This is a genomic window from Alistipes sp., assembly GCF_048465575.1.
GTDB lineage: Bacteria > Bacteroidota > Bacteroidia > Bacteroidales > Rikenellaceae > Alistipes.
The window spans coordinates 46775-66771 of record NZ_DBFWLG010000035.1 but is presented as its reverse complement, the minus strand read 5'-3'; the positions used below and the strand labels follow the sequence as shown (position 1 = coordinate 66771).

Annotated in this window: 12 protein-coding genes; 3 read left to right on the top strand and 9 right to left on the bottom strand. The window is 57.4% G+C overall.

The features are described from left to right. Position 1: 1 nt before the first annotated feature. The 3 genes from ACMQ11_RS09380 to bglX are packed head-to-tail and all read left to right on the top strand — an operon-like array spanning position 2 to position 5885. Positions 2-2191: a beta-glucosidase family protein gene (locus ACMQ11_RS09380; RefSeq protein WP_418992507.1), complete on the top strand. Its 2190-nt coding sequence runs from the start codon at positions 2-4 to the stop codon at positions 2189-2191. Between the two features lie 6 nt (positions 2192-2197). Continuing rightward, entirely contained in the window at positions 2198-3616 is a 1419-nt protein-coding gene (locus ACMQ11_RS09375; RefSeq protein ID WP_418992506.1) for a hypothetical protein, read from the top strand. A gap of 19 nt (positions 3617-3635) precedes the next feature. After that, complete coding sequence (bglX, locus tag ACMQ11_RS09370) at positions 3636-5885, top strand: beta-glucosidase BglX (protein ID WP_418992505.1); 2250 nt, start codon at positions 3636-3638, stop codon at positions 5883-5885. A 263-nt stretch (positions 5886-6148) separates the two neighbouring features. On the opposite strand, the gene ACMQ11_RS09365 is transcribed toward bglX, so the two are convergent. The 9 genes from ACMQ11_RS09365 to ACMQ11_RS09325 form a co-directional block, all read right to left on the bottom strand. Beyond that, positions 6149-6424 (bottom strand): carboxypeptidase-like regulatory domain-containing protein, encoded by a 276-nt coding sequence (locus ACMQ11_RS09365; RefSeq protein ID WP_418992504.1) that lies wholly within the window; start codon positions 6422-6424, stop codon positions 6149-6151. A gap of 37 nt (positions 6425-6461) precedes the next feature. Then, a complete protein-coding gene (locus tag ACMQ11_RS09360; RefSeq protein WP_418992503.1) occupies positions 6462-6863 on the bottom strand; it encodes a hypothetical protein in 402 nt (133 codons plus the stop codon). A 116-nt stretch (positions 6864-6979) separates the two neighbouring features. Next, a complete protein-coding gene (locus ACMQ11_RS09355; protein ID WP_418992502.1) occupies positions 6980-9301 on the bottom strand; it encodes a DUF4350 domain-containing protein in 2322 nt (773 codons plus the stop codon). 10 nt (positions 9302-9311) lie between these two features. Next, entirely contained in the window at positions 9312-11630 is a 2319-nt protein-coding gene (locus ACMQ11_RS09350; protein ID WP_418992501.1) for a Gldg family protein, read from the bottom strand. Then, the gene (locus tag ACMQ11_RS09345; RefSeq protein ID WP_418992500.1) at positions 11627-12574 is read right to left on the bottom strand and encodes an ABC transporter ATP-binding protein; all 948 of its coding nucleotides are present in this window, start codon (positions 12572-12574) and stop codon (positions 11627-11629) included. The genes ACMQ11_RS09350 and ACMQ11_RS09345 overlap by 4 nt, the downstream gene beginning before the upstream one ends. Before the next feature lie 72 nt (positions 12575-12646). Continuing rightward, complete coding sequence (locus tag ACMQ11_RS09340) at positions 12647-14269, bottom strand: PKD-like family lipoprotein (protein ID WP_418992499.1); 1623 nt, start codon at positions 14267-14269, stop codon at positions 12647-12649. 18 nt (positions 14270-14287) lie between these two features. Continuing rightward, positions 14288-15145, bottom strand: a complete 858-nt coding sequence (locus ACMQ11_RS09335) for a DUF4843 domain-containing protein (RefSeq protein WP_418992498.1) — start codon at positions 15143-15145, stop codon at positions 14288-14290. 22 nt (positions 15146-15167) lie between these two features. Beyond that, positions 15168-16682: a RagB/SusD family nutrient uptake outer membrane protein gene (locus ACMQ11_RS09330; RefSeq protein WP_418992497.1), complete on the bottom strand. Its 1515-nt coding sequence runs from the start codon at positions 16680-16682 to the stop codon at positions 15168-15170. 13 nt (positions 16683-16695) lie between these two features. Continuing rightward, positions 16696-19698, bottom strand: coding sequence for a SusC/RagA family TonB-linked outer membrane protein (locus ACMQ11_RS09325; protein WP_418992496.1), 3003 nt, complete (start codon positions 19696-19698; stop codon positions 16696-16698). Positions 19699-19997 lie beyond the last annotated feature (299 nt).

Sequence of the window (19997 nt, the reverse complement as noted above, 5' to 3'; positions counted from 1 at the left end):
TATGAAAAAAACAGTTGGATTATTGGCCGGTCTGTTGACAATTGGGGCGGCTTCGGCAGTTCCGCAGAAGCCGGATGACGTTCGACACACAGCGCAGCGCGTGGAAGCCATTTTGGAACAGATGACTTTGGAAGAAAAGATCTCAATGGTCCATGCGCAGTCCATTTTCAGTTCTTCGGGAGTCCCTCGCTTGGGTATTCCCGAACTCTGGATGAGTGACGGTCCTCACGGTGTTCGGGCCGAGATAAACTGGAACGATTTCGATTATGCCGGATGGAGCAGTGACTCCTGCACGGCCTTTCCTGCTCTGACATGCCTTGCGGCGACGTTCAACCCGGAACTGGCGCACGCTTACGGGGTTGCTGTGGGCGAGGAAGCCCGCTACCGAAACAAGGATGTGCTGTTGGGACCCGGGGTGAATATTTACAGGACTCCGTTGAACGGGCGTAATTTCGAATATATGGGTGAAGATCCTCTGTTGGCATCCCGAATGGCGGTACCCTATATCCGGGGGCTTCAGAGCAATGGCGTGGCCGCGTGCGTCAAACATTTTGCCCTGAACAATCAGGAGACCTGGCGTCATTGGGTGAACGTGAACCTGAGCGATAGGGCGTTGCATGAAATCTACCTGCCTGCCTTCAAGGCCAGTGTGCAGGACGGAGGTGTGTGGTGCATCATGGGGTCATACAACCGTATCCGGGGGCAGCACGGTTGCCACAATGATTTTTTGCTGAACCGGATACTCCGCGAAGAGTGGAAATTCGACGGGGTCGTGGTTTCGGACTGGGGTGGGGTGCACAATACCCGGGAAGCGGCACTCTGTGGCCTCGACCTTGAGATGGGAACATGGACGGACGGGCTCGAATCCTACGGTAAAACAACGTTCGACAATTATTACATGGCCGGACCACTTCTGGAACTGGTGCGCAGCGGTGAAATTCCGGAATCGGTGATTGATGACAAGGTGCGCAGGCTGTTGACGCTGATTTTCCGCACGAAACTGAATCTCTCCCGGCCATTGGGATCGCTCGCCACGCTGGAACACGCTGCCGTCGCCCGCCGGATCGCGGAGGAAGGGATCGTGCTGCTTAAAAATGACGGCGGATTTTTCCCTGTGGAAAAGAACCGCTACCGGAAAATCCTGGTAATAGGCGAAAACGCAGTCAGACAACTTACGCTCGGCGGGGGATCGTCGGAACTTAAAGCTCGGCGCGAAATCTCTCCGCTCGGGGGGCTCCTGCGGAAATATGGGGACGAGCGGATCGCCTATACGATGGGCTACGGTTCGGGCCCGTCGGTTTATGCGAAGGTTGCGGAGTCTCCCTATGATGCCGATTCGCTTCGGCGCGTGGCGGTGGAGATGGCGCGCGTTGCAGAGGCCGTACTCTTCATCGGTGGTCTAAACAAGAACCATCAGCAGGACTGTGAAGCCGGGGACCGGCTTTCGTACGACCTGCCGTTCGGACAGAACGAACTGCTCGACGCGATTACGGCAGTAAATGAAAATGTCGGGGTAGTGCTGATTGGCGGCAATGCGGTTGCCATGCCGTGGCTGGATAAGGTGAAGGGTGTGATGCAGGCGTGGTATCTGGGGTCCGAGGCCGGAGAGGCTCTCGCCGAGGTAATCGCCGGCGACGTGAATCCGTCCGGAAGATTGCCGTTCACTATCCCTGAAAAACTTGCAGATAACGGGGCACATGCTTTCGGCAAGCGATCTTATCCCGGGGTCGACGGCGAGCAGATCTATTTGGAGGACATTTTGGTCGGTTACCGCTGGCACGACACGAAGAAGATTCGGCCCCGGTTCCCGTTCGGTTACGGGTTATCGTATACGACTTTTACGTACGGCAGACTTTCCGCTGACAAGAAGGCATATGGAAAACAGGATACCGTAATGCTTTCCGTGACGCTGACCAACAGCGGCGGAAGGGAAGGTGCCGAAACGATCCAAATCTATGTGGGCCAGTCACGTCCGTCGGTCATCCGTCCCGTGAAAGAACTGAAAGCCTTTGAAAAGGTCTTGCTTCAGGTCGGGGAAACCCGAGAGGTGACGTTCGAACTGCCGGTGGCCGTATTCGCATATTACGACGAAAAAACGGGCGGATGGAAGGTGGAGTCCGATAAATATGTTTTATATTGCGGTGCTTCTGCGGGCGAGATCGAAAGCGCCGTGACCGTTCAGGTAAAATAGACCGCTGTGAGACTGTTTCTTTACAATCTGCTTTTTCTGCTCTGCTCCGCTTCGTGTGCGGCGGGGAAGACACCCGGGTATGTGACTGCCGGTAAAAATTGTCCCGGTTATTTCGAACTCGACGGTCGGGGATGGCTGCCCGTTTCGATCAATTACTTGCCTGCGGACGGAAATGGGGACGATGATGATGAACCAGAGTTTGCGGAAATCGAGGAGTATTTCCGGAATTTTGCCCGGAACGGCATAAATGCGATTCGGGTATGGATCAGCGGTGATTTTTTGGAAATCGAACACGAAGCTGAAGGAGTATATGATTCGGCGCGTTTCCGGCGGATAGACCGTTTTCTGGAGCTGGCTGCGAAATATGAGATCCGGGTGAAATTTACCTTGCAGCATATCCGGTTCATTTCGCCTGAGCGCACCCGCCGCGACGGATGGGCGACCAGTACGGCGCTGTCAACTTCGTTCGGCGGTATCGACGAGTATGTGACTACCCGGCGCGGCCGGCAATCTTATTACAACCGGGCGAAAGCACTGGCGGACAGATATGCGGACAATCCCGATATTTATGCCTGGGAGCTTTGGAACGAGATGGATGCGGCGGCCTGGAAGGATGCCGGATGGCTCGGTTTTACGGAGGAGATGCTGCCACGTATTCAGGCTCTTTTTCCGAACCATCTCGTGATGCAGACGCTGGGCAGTCTTGATACCGAAGGGGCCGAAAGATCGTATCGGAAACTTTTCGACATAGAATCCAATAAATTCGTCGCCGTTCACCGCTATCTCGACCGGGCCGACCGGACCTACGATGAAGTGAAGGGTGATATCGATGATCTCGTGCGTTCGGCAGTCGATTTCGCTCGGGAATATGTGCTGGATCGTCCGGTGGTAATCAACGAGATCGGAGCCGTAGAACCTAACCATTCAGGACCATCCAGATTGTATCTTCGGGATACTGTCGGGATGCTTCTGCATGATATGGTGTTCGCTCCGTTCTTTTGTGGTGCGGCGGGATCGGGATCGATGTGGCATTGGGACCATTATATCCGGCGGAACGGGTTGTGGTGCCATTTTAAGCGTTTTGCACGTGCCACCAAAGGGATTGACTTGCAATCCGAATGTTTTACAAATTTCGTTTATGACGCCGGAGATTTGCGGTTTTACGGTTTGAAGGGCCGGACGCAGACGTTGATATGGTGTCGTAACCGGGTCGATAACTGGCAGCGGGAACTGGCCGACGGAAAAATGCCGGAAGTCGTGCGGAATGTCCGCGTTTGTGTGGATGATTTGATTCCTGGTGCTAATTATGCGAAAGTTGAATTTTATGCCCCGTGGTCTAATGCGAAAATGAAAGCGCGGGTAAAAAAGGGAATGATCGTTCTTCCGGTGGTTGGGAGGTCGCTCGTTATCAAATTATTCTATTGAAAAATAAACGGTTTCTGAGATGAAGATCAATTTTCTGTTAATCGTCCTGCTCACTATTTCGATATCGGGTACAGCGTCTGCCGGTTCCGGAAAGCCGGAGATGGATCGGTTTATCGATAGCCTGATGGCTGAAATGACGCTCGAGGAGAAGGTCGGACAGACAAACCTGCTTACGTGGGACGGAAGCTTGCAGACAGGTGCCGCGAAGAGTACTGGGGTAAGTGAAAAGATTGCCCGCGGAGTAGTCGGGGGATTGTTTAATGTAGGGTCGCTGAAAGAACGGATCGACGTGCAGACATATGCGCTGCGAAATTCACGGTTGGGGATTCCCCTGCTTTTCGGACAGGATGTGATTCACGGTCATCGGACGATATTTCCGATACCGCTCGGGCTGGCCTGCTCCTGGGATATGGAATTGGTGGAACGCACGGCTCGGACAGCGGCCGAAGAGGCTTCTTCGGAGGGCATCGACTGGGTGTTCTCCCCCATGGTCGACATTGTCCGCGATCCCCGCTGGGGACGTGTGGCCGAGAGCTCGGGCGAGGACCCGTATTTGGGCTCCTGCATAGCGGCAGCCATGGTGAGGGGGTATCAGACCGACGACCTGACCCGTTCGGATGCCGTGATGGCCTGCGTCAAGCATTTCGGGTTGTATGGTGCGGGGGAAGGCGGCCGGGACTACGATGCCGTGGATATGAGCCTGAACCGGATGTATCAGGTGTACCTGCCTCCGTATAGGGCGGCTGTCGATGCGGGCGCAGGCAGTGTGATGACCTCGTTCAACGATATTAACGGCGTTCCCGCCACGGCCAATAAATGGTTGCTGACGGATCTTTTACGGACCCAGTGGGGGTTCGGCGGATTGGTCGTGAGCGATTATACATCGGTGGGTGAGTTGTCCAATCACGGATTGGGAAATCTTCGGCAGGTGGCGGCTCGTGCGCTCGCGGCCGGACTGGATATGGACATGGTTTCGGAGGGGCTTTACAAGCATTTGGAAGCGACTGTCGAATCCGGGGATGTTTCTTTGCAGGAGATCGACCGGGCATGCCGGCGTGTGTTGGAGGCGAAATATCGGCTCGGGCTGTTCGCCGATCCGTTTGTCCGGCTGAGGGGACGGACTGCGGAACGGGAACAGACGGCCCGGCTGGCGCTGGAAGCTGCCCGGGCTTCGGCTGTGCTGCTGAAAAACGAAGGTGGTATGCTGCCGCTCAGAAAAGATGCGAAGGTTGCTTTGGTCGGTCCATTTGCCGACAGTAAATACGATCTGTTCGGAACGTGGGTTCTCGCGGGCGATGCGGACGAGGTGGTTACGGTTAAGGATGGGATGACCCGGTATACCCGGAACCTGCGATATGCTCCCGGAGCCATTGTGACTGACAATCCGAATCTTTCGCGTGTGATCCGTTACGATGTCCGGAGGCATGGAAATCCGGACGACCTTTTGTCGGAGGCGCTGACCGCCGCCCGGGATGCGGATGTCGTGGTGGCGGTGATGGGAGAGACCAGCGGGATGTCCGGCGAATCGGCAAGTATGACGGACATTGGGCTTCAGAAAACGCAGAGACGGTTGCTGGAAGCTTTGGTCGATGCCGGCAAAGAGGTGGTTCTCGTGCTCGTCAACGGACGTCCGATGACCCTTGAATGGGAGAACGAGAACTGCAAGGCGATCCTTGAAGCATGGGCTCCCGGCGTGCAGGGCGGAAATGCCATTGCCGATATTCTTTTCGGGGCGTACAATCCGTCGGGGAAACTGGCCATGTCGTTTCCCGCGAATGTCGGGCAGATTCCGATCTATTACAGCACGAAGCCGACAGGCCGCCCTTATGTGCCTTACGGGAAGTATACGGCTGGATACATAGATTGTCTGAACGAGCCTCTCTATCCGTTCGGTTACGGATTGAGTTACAGCCAAGTGGAATATTCGAATATACGGATTGACCGGCAACCGCGTTCCGAATGTCTGACGGTAAGGGCAAGGTTGACCAACAAAGGTAATTTTCGGACTACGGAAACCGTTCAACTTTACATCGGTGATCCTGTAGCGAGTGTTTCCCGTCCGAAGAAGGAATTGAAGGCTTTCCGGAAAACGGATTTGTCCCCGGGAGAAAGCCAAGAGGTTGAATTTTCAATTACGACCGAAGACATGAAGTTCTATAACGAACAGTTGGAATATGTTTGGGAGCCTGGGGATTTTATATTCGAAATCGGACCGGACTCGAAGAATACGATTTCGATACGGTTCAAGATAGATAGATCGGAGATGTAAATTGAATAAGGTCCCGTTGGACCTTATTCAATGATAATTATTCTGCTCGCTCAATTAAACATGCAAAATATTTCAGACGCAGCTCCCGGTTAAAATGGTATGACGGGATTGTTCGGATTTCTGATCCTGACATTGTATATGAGGGAAAAATACATTAACAGGAGGCTCCTGTTCGGAAGCTAAAAAGCAGACAATGGTAACAGGTAGTGGAAAAGAAAGTTTAGTGGCTGTCGCTTTCAACATATTTTGACTATTTCTGCGCCCTAATGGGTGCCGTAGCCCGGAAACGAACCCGTTATGTGGCAATCCTGCGGGCAGGAAAGCCCCGAAACCGCGAATGCCCCCTCCCGGTCGGTCACCGTGTAGAGCGTGTCGCGCACACCCGCCACCCGGACCACCGCGTGTATCAGGGGTTCGCGGGTAAGGGAGTCTGTCACGGTTCCTTTCAGCGTGGCGGTCGTGCGGAGTGTCTGCGCCGCGGCAAGCCATGGCCAGACGGACAGCAACAGCAGGCAGTATTGCGTTATCTGTCGTCTCATTGAACGCAACGGACGGGACATCCCGAAGGCGTACCGCCTATTTTCTGGTTTTCCGCTTTTTCTCTTTCCGCGACGAGTCGCCCTCCATCGGATTCGGTCCGGGGTTGGGATCGCTCTTCAGCACGATGCTCTTGCTTCCGTCGGAATCCTCCGAAAAGGAGAACTTTTCCGGCAAATAGCCCCACTTGTAAACCTCGATCGTATCCTGGGGCATCAGCAGCCGGTCGATGATAATGACGGCTACTCCCGAGCGGGTGGTCTTCACGGCGAAACCTCTGCCCATAATCGAGGCCTGCGTATTGTCCATCGGTTGTCCGGCCTGGTCGGTAATGGTGATGTCGTATCGGTACATGCCGTTTGCAAAGGGAGGTTTTGCATCGGCCGTGAGCGTCGCAATACAGATGCTCAGTATACTCAGATAAAAAATTCGTTGGTTCATAACGGGATGGGATTAAAGGTTTTTTCCAATTTTTTAGAATCTTCTTTCATTACGATTGTTAATTGATTCGTACCTGAAACGGTAATTTCTACCGTTTTTAACCGATATAATCCGTTTCACCGTCTTCTGCGGCGCAGCCACACCAGGACGCCGCCCAGCGCGATCAGCAGCGGAATCCAGAAGCAGTAGATCCGTTTGATCCGGGGCAGGGTCATCGGCGTGACCCTTATGTCGGTATCGCGGTTGGGCTTGCGGGCCGAAGATACCGGAAATTCGCCGTAACACAGGTAGCGGAACGTGCCGGGGATCATCGAGAAATTGTAGGAAACGACGCCGGGACGCTGGCCGATCTGCAATTCGGCATTACTCAGGCAGTCGGCATCGCCTACCACGACGATACGCTGCTCGCGGCCGGCGTGCATCCGCGTCAGCGCTACGGCCGTGGGGTAGGAGCCCAGCCGTTCTCCGGCGAGCGAGTCGAGCGTAGGGACGGTCTCGGTCAGATCGGTGGTCTGCAACTCGATCCAGGTCTTGTCCGCCTCGGTCGTGAGCAGCTCCCGGGCCCGGAACCGGGTCGTGTCGACGATCCGAATCGCCGCAGCCGTGGGCATGGTTACGGCGCTGTAAGCGGCTCGGCGGATCATGGTCCGGTAGAATCCCCGGATCGAATCGGCGGCCTCCTGCGTGGCGCGGCTCAGCACCAGGTCGTAGGTGTTGGCCGGGGAGGGCTGGGCGAGTATGCCTGGCCGGAGTTCGATGCCGAAGCGGCGGAGCAGCGGATTCATCGCCTCCTGACGGCCCGGGTTTGCGAGGATCATCAGGTTGCCGCCCCGGTCGGCGAAGCGGTCGATGGCCGCAAGTTCCCGCTCGCTCATGGGCCGGCGCATCTCCGCGATGAGCAGGATGCCGATTTCGTTTGGCACGTCCCCCGTCGCTTCGAGGTCGAGCTCCACCACGTCGAAACCCTGATTTATCATCGAGTGCCGGAAGCGGCCCCGCGTGGCGAACATCGAGTAGTCCTGGTCGCCCTTTCGGGTCACCGACCGCTCGCCGTGCCCGGTGAGTGCACCCACCTTGACCGGAGGTACGATCATTTTCTTGAGCGCGGCCGAAATTTCGGTCTCCGAGGGGTGGTAGTGCATGTCGTCGAAGAGCCTCAGACGCGCCTGCTCGCCCGATCCGCGTTCGACGACGCGCACGAAACGGTACCCCTCCTGCCGCAGATCGATCCGCTCCTGGAGCTCTTCGGCGCTGCAAAGTTTGCGCGCATTGAGTTTCTTTTTGCGCGCGACCTCGCGGGCGATCTCCGGCACGCTCTTGTCGGGGTATTGTTTGTAGAGCGTCGAATCGCGCGGTTCGGAGTAGTAATAGACGTATTTCATCCGAATCTCGGGCTTGAAGCGCGTGTACATCTTGAAGCGGGCGAAATCCTCTTTCTGCGCCTGGGGCGAAGCCACGTCGAACTCCGAATCGAACACGTCGACGTAGGTGGTGATCGTCAGCGGCCCTTTCAGCTGTCTCATCACCGCCTGGCTCTCTTCGGAGAGGGTGCGCTGTTTGGCGTGCGTTGCGTCGTAGAAAGACATCATCGCCGGGCGCGAGCTGACGAATCCCACCACCACGATCGCACCGACAGCCAGGGCGTAGCGCAGGGCTTTGGCCGTCACGGACCGGCGCGTGCGCTGGTTGTCGATCCGGATAACCGTAAAAGAGAGGAACAGAGCGATTACCGCCAGGAAATAGACCACGTCGTCCGAGCAGATCAGTCCGCCGACCATCTCGCTGGCGCGGCCCTTGATCGAGAGCCAGTAGGTGATCTCGCGGATCAGGGGCGAGCTCTGGCCGATCTGGCCCACGTAGTTGAAGAACGCCAGCGCCGAGAGGGTCGCCACGGCCGCCACGACCTGATAGGAGGTCAGCGACGACATGAAGAGTCCGATCGCGCAGTAGGTCAGTATCAGCAGGAACATCGAGAGCAGTCCCGAGAGGATGAGCGGAAAGTCCGCCCCGGGGATGGTAAGAGCCATCGTCACGGCCGGAAGGGCCAGGATGGCGACGAAGAGCAGGCCGAAAGCCACCATCGCCAGGAATTTGCCGCCGACGATCTGGAAGCTGTTTACCGGTGAGGAGTAGAGCAGTTTGATCGACCCGGAGGCGTATTCGCGGCTCATCAGATTCATCGTCAGCAGCGGAATGTAGAGGTAGATCGTCTCCTGGATCACCTCGAAGATTCCTTTCATGCCGAGCACGACGCCCGCCGTGACGCTGAAAGAGATGGTTTGGCCCAGCGCCTTGACCTTGACGATCTCGGAGAGAATGTCGCTGAAATCGAATCCCACCTGGCAGGCGAACGCGACCAGCAGCAGCCATGCTACGGGCGAGTAGAACAGCGTGGCCATCTCGGTGCGGGCTATACGGAAGATAATTTTTCGGTTCATCGCATTTGTTTTAATTCCTGCGGCGGTAGAGCCACAATCCGACGCCCGCGAGGAGCAGGATCGCCGGGAGGAGAAACATAAACAGGATTTTCATCGGTCCGACGGCCTCCGTGCCTGCCGAGAAGCGGGTATCGGTGTTTTCGGGACGGCGCACGTCGATGGGGAACTGCCCGTCGGTGAGGTAGCGGAAACCCTCCGCGATCAGGTCGAAATTTCCCGAGCGGTAGCCCTCGCGCTGCATGGTCAACTCGGCGTTGCTCATGCAGTCGGCGTCGCCCGTGACGATCACGCGCTGCCGGCGCCCGCGCTGCTGCCGTTCGGCGGCGTAGGCGGTGATGTAGCGTCCCTCCCTTTCACCGGCCGAGGGGTTGCACGCAACGGGCCCCTCTTTCAGATCCGCCTGCTCCATTTCGATCCAGGCTCCCGTCTCTTCGGTCTGGAAAAGGGGGATGCGGCGGAATCCGGAATCGTTGTCCAACTCCGTGAGCGCCACGCAGCCGGGCATTGAGACGCGTAGTTCGAGTTCACGAAAATCTTTCCGGAACCCTTCGCTCAACTCCCCTGCGGCTTCGGTGGCCCGGCTCAGGATGAGGTCGGGGTAGAAATCTCCGAACGGTTGCGCAAGCTGGTGCTCCTCCATCTTCAGGCCGAAACGTTCCAACAGGGGATTCATCGCCTGCTGACGCCCCGCGTCGGCGAGAACGAAGAGATTGCCGCCGCGTTCGATAAAGGCGTCCACAACAGCGAACTCATCCGCCGTAAAGGGCTCTTTCATGTCGGCGACAACCAGCAGGCCGATCTGCTCGGGAATCGCCGCGCACGACCGGAGGTCGATTTGCGTGACGTCGAATCCCTGGTTGACCAGCGCCGCCCGCGAGTACTTTTCGATCGAGAAATTGCCGTAATCGCGGTCGCCGGGGCGCGTTACCTCGCGCTCGCCGTGACCCGTCAGGAAAGCCACCGTCGGGGGTGTCGAGATCATCTTTTTCAGCGCCGCCGTAATCTCCGCTTCCCCCGGAGTGCTTTGCATGTCGTTGAAATCGCGGATATAGGCGCGGTTGCCGTTCGCCGCCTCGACGACGCGCACGAACGTGTTTTGCTCACCGCTCAGGTCCTCGATTTTACGGATCTGTTCCGGAGATTTGAAGCGACGCGGGTTGAGGTTGTAGACCGTCGAGAGGTAGTCGCGCAGCTCTTCGAGCGACTTGTCCCGGAATTTGGGCGTGTTGCCGATAAAGTCCGCCGCCCGGTCGTAGTAGTAGACGTACCGTACCCGCATGTCCGGCTTCGAAAGGCAATAGGGATCGAAGATCGTTTCGTTCTGCTTCATCGAAAACGGGAGGTAGCGGTGCGACTTGCCGTCGAGCAGGTTCACGTAGTTGGTCACCGTTACGGGCCCTTTCAACTCTTCGAGCACCCGCATGCTGTTTTCGGTGAGCGAGTTGAGTTTGGTCCGCGTGGCGTCCCAGACTTTCACGGTGCCGGGCCGCGAGGTGAGGTAGCCGGTCAGCATCACCGCGGCGAAGACGCCTACATACGCAGCCGCCTGACGCAGTTTGCCGATCGTCCGGCGTGCGAACGAGAGCCGGAAGACGGTGAAAGCGAGGAACAGCGCGATGACGGCCAGGAAATAGATCAGGTCCTCCGTGCGGACGACGCCCTGAAGCATCGAACCGGTGCGTCCGTTGATCGAGAGCCAGTAGGTCAGCTCCCGTACCGTGTCGTAGTTCTGCCCCACGTGTCCGACGAACTTGAGCGCTGCCAGCACGATGAGCGTGCCGACGGCCGCGACCACCTGGTAGGAGGTCAGCGAGGACATGAAAAGTCCCACGGCGCAGTAGGCCGCGATCAGCAGGTACAAACCCAGGAGGCCGACCAGGACGGGCGGAAAATCGAAATGGGGAATGACGCAGCCTCCGTAGAGCGCCGCCGCCGTCGGAACGAGCAGCAGGCAGAGCCCGAATGCGATGGCAGCCAGGTATTTCCCCAGCACGATCTGACTGCTGGTCACGGGCGAGGAGTAGAGCAGTTTGATCGAGCCCGAGGCGGTTTCGCGGCTCAGAAGCCCCATCGTAAGCAGCGGAATGTAGATGTAGAGGTTGCCGACCACGGAACCCAGAAATCCGTAGGGACCCAGGAAAAAGCCGTAACTGAGCGATTCGTTTCCCGTTCCGTAGCCGTTCAGGTCGTACCACGAGATCGTGTTCTCCATGTTCGTGGCGAAACGGATGGCCGTGAGCAGCGAGAAGACGATCAGGATGAACCAGGCGATGGGCGAAAAGAACAGCGTCGAGAGTTCGGTGCGGGCGATGCGTGCGATGATTTTCATGGCCGGAGGTCGCTGTCGTTTTCGAGTTTTCCCGAGAGTTTGGCGAAGATCACGTCGAGCGAGCAGCGCTCCGGGGTGATCTCCCGGAGCCGCCAGCCGTTTTCGACGCTCGACGCCACCAGCCGCTCGGTGATCGTCTCGTCTCCCGAGAAGCGGATGCGGAACCGACCTTGCGAAAGTTCATCGACGCGGAGCACCTGTTCGATCCGGGCCAGCTCCTCCGCGGCGGGCGGTTCGGCGAATACGGCCGTCAGCGTGTTGGGCACCACGTAGTTGTTGAAATCGTCCATCGAGCCCGAGAAGACCATCCGGCCGTGCTCGATCATGCGGATGTCGCGGCAGGTGGCCTGCACCTCGGAAAGGATGTGCGTGGAGATCAGCACGGAGTGGTCCCGGGCGATCTCCTTTATCAACGTGCGGATTTCGACGATCTGGTTGGGGTCCAGACCGTTGGTCGGCTCGTCCATCACCACGAACTGCGGGCTGTGGACGATGGCCTGGGCAATGCCCACGCGCTGCTGGTAGCCGCCCGAGAGGTTTTTGATAAGCCGCTTGCTGAAGTGCCCGATGGCGCAGCGCTCCTTGGCGCGCTCCACGGCGGCGCGGATCGAACGGCTCTCCATGCGGCGCAGCGTGGCGCAGTGGACGAGGTATTCGTCCACCGTCAGATCGGGGTGCAGCGGCGGTTTCTGGGGCAGAAAGCCGATGTGCTTCTTGGCTTCGACGGGGTTTTTGCGCAGGTCGATGCCGTTGATCGCAACGTCCCCCTCGGTCTGGTTCAGGACCCCGCAGATGATGTTCATGGTGGTGGATTTTCCGGCTCCGTTCGAGCCGAGCAAACCCATGATTCCCGTCTTTTCGATCGAGAACGAGATGTCGCGGATGGCCCACTCGACGCTGTACCGGTGGGAAAGGTGTTTGACTTCGACGATAGGTGTGTCCATAAATGGGAAATAGGTGGAATGTAAAGGAAGCCGTAACGGGCGATCCGTTACGCGCTTCCTTTTAGGGTTAAGTTACAAGATAGTGGTAGACACGGCGAGGATTTTGCCGAACCCGTCGTACCGCATCGCGCTGGCGACGTCGAGGTTGCCTGTCCCGATCTGGGTCATCGGCAGCACATAGACGAACCCCTCCGCATCGCTCTTCTGGGTGGTGACGATCAGGGCCCGGTTGGTCAGATCGAGCAGCGGGCATTTCGTCGTGCCTCCGGGATTGTAAACCAGTCTGAGATTGTAAACGTACTGTCCCTGCTGGTAGAGTTTGATCCCCGTTACGGTCTCTGCGTCGGGGGAGAATTTCGAATCGCTAACCGTAACCTGCGCGCCTGCGAAATTGATGACGTGGACGCCCTCCGTGGTGGCGACGTAGAGGATGTTCTCCGTGCAGCAGAATGCAATGCCGACGGCACGGTCCAGCAGCGCCTTGCCTGTTGCGGGTATGGGGTGGATCGTCCGGACCGCAGCCGGGATTTCGGGAGCCGTCTGCGTCCAGTTTTCGTAGGTCGCGTCCCAATATCCCTGTTCGGCCACATAGCGTTGCAGGATATAGATCGCGTATTCGCCGCTGGCGTCGTCTTTCATGAGGATTGCTGGCGTTTCGTGGTCGGTGGTCATCCCGGCGGCCACGGCGCTTTTGCCCTCGAGTGGCTCGTCCGAGTGGTAGGTCGTGTATTGCTGCGAGCTGAACTGCCCGTTGAAGCTGACCAGTTCGGCTTTCTCCTTGCAGAACCAGCTCGCACAACCCGAGACGAGGTCTTCCCGTGAGTAGGATGCGACGGCCCGGTTGTTGATAGGATAACTGCTTGCTACACTGTTGGGCCAGCCCAGTTCTTTCGTGGATCCGGGCGTGATGACATAGATTCCGTTGCTGCACGAGGCCATGAAATTCTGATTGGTTTTGAATACCTGGTAGACCTTCATGCCGGCGGGAATATAGGTGAATATCTCCTCCATCGAGACCATGCTGTAATCCTTGCAGTCGTAGTAGACCGCCCGCCCGTCGCGGTCGATCGCCCAAAGCTGGTTGATGATGTTGGTCGAGCCGTAGTTGCCATACGTGGAGACGGCCAGCGATTCGACCAGACCGGGATAGGGGTGTCCGGCCTGGGAGAGGAAGTGGCGCATGATCTTCTCCTCCTTGTCGTAGTTGGTCGTGAGCCTGCGGTTCATGATCAGCGAAAAATCCGATGTCTTGCCGTCTTGGGTGTCGCAGACCAGCAGCCCGTCCAGAAATGCGCTCTGCACGTAGACTTTCCAGGTGAAGATATATTGCAGGTCGTCGTGCGCCTTGTCCGACACGGTCAGTTTGAGCGTATAGTAGCTCGATGCGATGGGGTTGGTCAGGACCGTGTGCAGCTCCTTTTCCTGGCCGATGACCTCGAATTCGGTTTTGCCGGGGATCGTGTTGATCGCCCATTCGTAGCTCAGATCGGGATCGTCCTCCCGGCCGCCCTTGGTGATGCGGGGAGCCATGTCGAACGGCTCGAGGTATCCCACCCGCAGCGTCTGCTGCTCCTCGTCGGAGTGCAGCTCGACGGGGTCGATGGGGTTGGCAGCGTAAGTGGTTTTGTCTTCGTAACAGCCCGCGAGCGCGGCCAGGGCGAAGCAGAGCAGAATCGGTATGCGTATCTTTTTCATTGCATTGGCGTTTGAGGGTTAATAGGTCCTGGCTTCGACGGGTTTGCCGGCCAGATTGCCTCCGTCGTGCAGAAGCGGTGCATCCGGATGGGCGGCATTGTACTCTTCGAGGTAGTCGCCAAACGCGGCCGCATAGGCTTTGTAGAGGTCTCCGTTATAAATGACATTGTATCTGGGGAGGTATTTGTAATACCCTACGCTCGCGTTGTTGGACAGGCCCCCATGGACGTTTGCGTCGTCCCAATCGTCCCAGCCCAAGGCCGCAACGATGGCCTTGTGTGCACTCGAACTGTAAGAGTTGAGCGAGGTCGATATGAAACTCGGCTCGCCGGCCACCAGCATGTTGTAGCTTCTGATCAGCGAGGTTATCGTAGGCTTTGGAAGCATGTCGTTCCAGGAAAACATCGCTTTGAGGTAGTTCTTTGGACCGAGTTTGAATGCCTCGTTCGCCTCCAGCAGCAATACGATCTGGTAGGTTTTATCCTGCAATTCGGCCAGGTTCGGCAGTTTCAGCCGGATGAAGCCCGTCAGCTCTCCCGCCGGAACCGTGGCCGAGAGAATCTCGTAGGACCCTTTCGGAGCCGTGCTCTTCTCGGGGTCGATGGAGTAGCTCACCGGGCGCTCCTCGGGGCTTGCAGGCCCGAGGACATCGACCGGAATCTCCACGACGGCCGATTCGGCCATCGGGTCCTCCAGAAAGGTGAAGGATTGGTAGAAAGTGGCATCTGCCTCGGTGTATCCGTTTCCCATCGGGAAATGGATGGCATTCTGGGTCGTGTCGAAAGTCATGATCTCGTCCTTGGCGCAGCCGCCGGCCGCAAGGGCAGCTGCCGTGACAAGGATAAAGAGGATCGCTATGCGAATGGAATTTTTCATGGTGCGTAAGTATTTTATGCGGTTATTGTACGCGGCCCATCCGCAACTCGTATTCGGGGTAGGGCAGCACGTACTGCTTGTCGGTCATCTCCTTGTCGTAGTTGGGAATCATCGGCTGGCCGAAACGTTTGTAGAGATAGAACACGACTCCTTCGCAAAGGAACTCCTTGCGGTACTCCTTGCGGATTTCGTCCATGATTGCCTCGGCGTCCATTGCGGGATCGAGCTCTTCGAAGACGCCCCGCTGCCGGCGCACGGTGGTGAGCCGCTCGATAGCCAGCGCGAGGTCGGGCTCGCTCCCTGTGGCATAGCACTCCGCTGCAATGTAGTACATTTCGGACATCCGGATCATCGGGATGCGGTTGCTATATAATGACAGGCCGCGGCTCTGTTCCAGTTTGGTCGGTGCATAGCCCTGGAGTGAGGCGGCCGACGAACTGAAATTGAGCAACTTGGTGAAGCGGTAGTCGGAATTGCTGTTTTCGTAGAGTTCGGTCGCTGCCTCGGGCGTGAGGTGAAAGGCCGACAAGTCCGTGTCCTGGTAGTTGGGTTTGAGATAGGCTGCGGTGTACGACGTGAAATTTCCGCCGTTGATGTTCAGTGCGAAGATCTGCTCCAGGGCAAGCGCGGGATAGGAAGCGGTCTCTTCAGCACCCATCCAGCGGAATACGTTGAACTTTCCCATCTTGCCGTCCTGCTCGAAGAATTTCCGGATCACCTCTTCGGCCGCCTCGAGGGCGAGTTTCTTGCTGGCGAGGCTCCCCTCCCACAGATAGACCCGCGCCTGGAGCGCACGCACGGCGAAATAGTTCAGGTGGAGGTTGCGGTAGTTGTAGAATCCCTCTTCGTTCAGGGCGGTATACTCGCTCCACTCGTGTTTGCCCGTGATGGGGTCATCCTCCAGCAGCCGGGCCGCCTCCGCGAGATCGGCAGTCAGTTGTTTGAAAAAATCCTCCATCGAGAGCTGCGGAGTCTGTTTTTTGTTGACCGTCGTCAGGTAGGGTACTGCGTATTTGGCATTCACTTCCGCAGGGCGGCCCGCCCAGTTGCCGTAGCCGAACAGGCGGATCAGATCGAAATGCATGTAGGCGCGGATGGCCAGCAGCTCCCCCTTGAAAACGTTGTAATTGATCGGCTCGAGCACTCCGCGGCGGGCGTCGATCTCGGCCAGCGCGGCATTGGCATTGACGATGACGTTGTAGGCCTGCGCCCACATCTCTTCGACGCGGGTGACTGCACCCGTAGCCTGGTAGGAATAGTTTTGCAGGTAGTATTCGGCAGTGGGGACCGCAGTAGTATAGGGAGAGAACTGGCGGGCCAGTATTTCCGGCAGGAACCACGAAAGCTCCTTGCCGTAGAGTTTGGGGTCGGTCATGTTGATATAACATCCGATGAGCGACTGGCGGAAGCCCTCTTCGGTGCTGTAATGGTCCTTTTCCCGGATTTCGGAACTGGCCGTGGCGTCGAGCCAGTCCTCGCAGGAGACCGAAATCGTCGCCAGGGCGAACAGAAGCGCGTAGCGTATGTATGTTTTCATGTCGATTGCGTATTTAGAAAGTGGCTGTCAGCGAGAAAGACATCGAACGGGCGAACGGATAGGTCAGACCCCGTTCGATCTCGATCGACGAAAAGGTGGCCACGTTGTTGATATAAAAGGTTGCGCGCAGCCGCTTCAGCCGCAGCGGCCGGATCAGTCGGCTGGGGAACTCGTAGTAGGCCGAGATCGAGGAAATGGTCAGTTCGTTGCGGTTCTGCACGAAACGGGTCGTGGGGCGCGTGACCTCGGGCTGCGAATTGTCGTTTTCGTCCTTGTAGGTGCCGGTCAGCTTCTTAAACTGAGCCAGCTGCCCCGGCCGCTGCCAGCGGCCCAGCAGTACGCGCCGGTCGACGTTGTACTCCACGTCGATATTCTCGACGCGACCCACCAGCGTGTAGTTGTACATCTGGCCGCCCGCGAGGTAGGTGCAGGTCGCCGAAAGGCCGATGCCCTTGTATTCGGCCGTGAATCCGAACGTACCGCGGTATTTGGGCTCCGAATCGCCTGCGATAATCAGATCCGAAGAGTCGTATTTGTAGGTGAGCGTCCCATCTTTCTTGATATAAACCTCGTTTCCGGTCATCGGGTCTATGCCCGCTGAGGGGACGGCCCAGATCGCCTTCATCGACTGGCCGTCCTCGTAGATCGCCACGGGCGTGGAGGTGCCCATACTCTGGGCAATCTCTCTCATGGCCTTGTTGCGGGCTTTGAGGCTCTCCGAAAGCCGGATGATTTCGTTCCGGTTGTAGGTGAACGATCCGAAGAGGTTGACGAATCCTGCGGGCCGCCGCCACACGGCGTAGTTGGCCTGCAATTCGACGCCCGAGTTGCGCACCTTGCCAAGGTTGTCCTTGACCGTGCCGAAGCCCGTCGAGGTGGGAATCGTCACGTCGGTGAGCATGTTCTCCGTGTCGGCGATGTAGTAATCGGCCGTCAGCTTAAGATTCTGGATTTCGAGCTCCACCCCCAGGTTGTAGTCCAGTTTCTGCTCCCAGCGCAGCTGCGGGTTGGGCATGTTGCTCAGGTAGGCGCCCGTCTGGCCCTGGTAGTTGACCCCCGTGTAGTATTTATAGGTGGCGATGGCGTTGTTGGTCGTAAAGTTCTGGTTGCCCGTCAGGCCGACCGAACCGCGGATTTTGAGTTTTTGCAGGATCTCGGCGTCTCGCAGGAACGGCTCGTTATGCAGGTTCCAGCCTGCGCCGACCGACCAGCTCGAAGCCCAGCGGTTGTCCTTGCCGTAGAGCGACGAGGCTCCGATGCGGTAGGTGGCGTCGACAAGAAAGCGGTTGTCGTAGTCGTAGGAGATGGCCGCCAGGAAACTGATCTCGCGGTTGAGAGTCGCATAGCCCACGGGCTTCGATCCTTCGGCATACTGGCGGGCGAAAGTAATGTCGGCTTTCTGGTTGTTCGGGAAGCCCTCGGCCGTGTGGGTGTAATCCGAATAGTTGGTCTCGGAGAGGAAAGCGCCTGCATTGGCAAAGAGGAAATGCTTGTCGAACTTTCTGTTGAAATTGAAATTCAGGTCGCCCGAAATCGTGCTGCTCTTTCCGCTTTCGAGAATGTACTTGCCTCGGCGGTTGAGGTTTTCCGCCGTGTAGTCGACGAACATGGAGTGCGCGGCCGGGTAGAAACTGTCGGCATCGTCCCGCTGCTGCGATACCCCGATACGGGCCGTCACTTTCAGTGGGTCGATGATCTGCCATTCGGCGTAGAAATTGTTGGTGAATTTCAGGTAGCTCGATGTGAGCGACGTGCCGATCATGGCGTCGTACATCGGGTTGGGAATCTTGTCCGTGCTGTTGAAAAATTCGCCTTCTGCCCAGCGGAGCACGTTTCCCTTCGAGTCGGTCGCCTGCCAGTAGGGATTCATCTTCCCGTAATCGGCGAACGAACCGTAGGGAGAGTCTTCGCGCTTGTTCGAAATGATGGACATGATATTGCGGAAAATCAATCGCTTGGTGCGGTAGGAGACGTTGGCATTGCCCGATACGGTCGTGCGTCCCGAGCCTTTCATGACACCGGAGACGTCGTTGTACGAAACATCGAGGATGGCGCGCAGGTTTTCCGCATTGCCCAGCTCGACGCTCAGGTTGTGCTTGTGCCCGACGCCCGTTTCGAGGGGTTTGGAGAGCCAGTAGGTGTTCAGCCCCTCGAGCGCCAGTTTTCTGCGTTTGTTGTAGAGTTGCAGTCGATCGATTTGCGTTCCGACGGTGGAATCGTCGTAGACACCCTCCATGATTTCGACCTGGAGCTTTTCGAGCGAATTGCAAAGGTTGTAGCTCGTCAGGTCGGGGGCTTCGATGGAGACGCTGCCCGTGTAGGTGATCCGTTGTTCATTGCCCATCAGGCGCTTGGTCTCGATGACGATCACGCCGTTGGCCGCTTTCGAGCCGTAGAGTGCCTTGGCGGCGGCATCCTTGAGAATCGTCATGCTCTCGACGCGATTCATGTCCATGTCCATGACCGTCTCGACCGAGGTTTCGAATCCGTCGAGGATGAAGAGCGGCTGGTTGGGCTGGTTCTGGTAGTTGCTTTTGAATGCCGAGGCATTGCTCTCGGCCGGAAAGCTCGTCGTGCCGCGCATGGAGATGGTCGGGAGCGTGTTCGGGTCCGAACCCATCGTCATGTTGTCGGGCATGTAGATCGTGGGATCGAGATTTTTGAGGCTTTGCAGCAGATTCTGATTGCCCACGCGCGTGATTTCGCTCTTGGAGATGGTCGTGGCCGCCCCCGTGTAGCTCTCCGCTTTGCGCGTGAAGATGCCCGTCACGACGACCTCGCCGATGTCCTGGGCGTCGGGCTGCATGCGGATCAGGGCTGCGTCGCGCACGCCGACCGTCTGGGGCTTGTAGCCCACGAACGAGAAGCGCAGCGAGTCGCACTGGCGGCTGACAATGATGTTGTAGGTGCCTTTGGCGCCGGTAGTGGTGCCGGAAGAGGGGTTTTTGCTGTCGACGACCGTTACGCCTGCCATGGGAGCGCCGGATTCGTCGAGCACGATGCCGTTGAGAAGCATCGTTTTGGGTTGGGCCGAAGCGGTTTGTGAGAACGGAAGGGGTGTTAGAAAAAGAAGCAGGACCAAAGTCCATTTACACGAATTCCCCCCCCCATGATTTTGCTTGCTGTCAAGCGGTTGTAGAGATTCCTCATTCGATAAGATTTTAGGGGTTTCGAACTAATCCGTCCACAAGATATGTAAAATATTCTATGGTTGAACACCTGTGTGCCCCGATCGGAGAGAGCGAAAAGGGAGGATAATTTCGTTTTTAATTCGGCTTTGCTTTCAGATCGTAATCAATTTGGTTTGAAAAAGTC

Bases quoted from the DNA above. Each gene is read 5' to 3' on its own strand.
- ACMQ11_RS09340 (WP_418992499.1), bottom strand. From the start codon at position 14,269: ATGAAAAAGATACGCATACCGATTCTGCTCTGCTTCGCCCTGGCCGCG.
- ACMQ11_RS09325 (WP_418992496.1), bottom strand. From the start codon at position 19,698: ATGCTTCTCAACGGCATCGTGCTCGACGAATCCGGCGCTCCCATGGCA.
- ACMQ11_RS09335 (WP_418992498.1), bottom strand. From the start codon at position 15,145: ATGAAAAATTCCATTCGCATAGCGATCCTCTTTATCCTTGTCACGGCA.
- bglX (WP_418992505.1), top strand. From the start codon at position 3,636: ATGAAGATCAATTTTCTGTTAATCGTCCTGCTCACTATTTCGATATCG.
- ACMQ11_RS09365 (WP_418992504.1), bottom strand. From the start codon at position 6,424: ATGAGACGACAGATAACGCAATACTGCCTGCTGTTGCTGTCCGTCTGG.
- ACMQ11_RS09350 (WP_418992501.1), bottom strand. From the start codon at position 11,630: ATGAAAATCATCGCACGCATCGCCCGCACCGAACTCTCGACGCTGTTC.
- ACMQ11_RS09330 (WP_418992497.1), bottom strand. From the start codon at position 16,682: ATGAAAACATACATACGCTACGCGCTTCTGTTCGCCCTGGCGACGATT.
- ACMQ11_RS09345 (WP_418992500.1), bottom strand. From the start codon at position 12,574: ATGGACACACCTATCGTCGAAGTCAAACACCTTTCCCACCGGTACAGC.
- ACMQ11_RS09360 (WP_418992503.1), bottom strand. From the start codon at position 6,863: ATGAACCAACGAATTTTTTATCTGAGTATACTGAGCATCTGTATTGCG.
- ACMQ11_RS09380 (WP_418992507.1), top strand. From the start codon at position 2: ATGAAAAAAACAGTTGGATTATTGGCCGGTCTGTTGACAATTGGGGCG.
- ACMQ11_RS09355 (WP_418992502.1), bottom strand. From the start codon at position 9,301: ATGAACCGAAAAATTATCTTCCGTATAGCCCGCACCGAGATGGCCACG.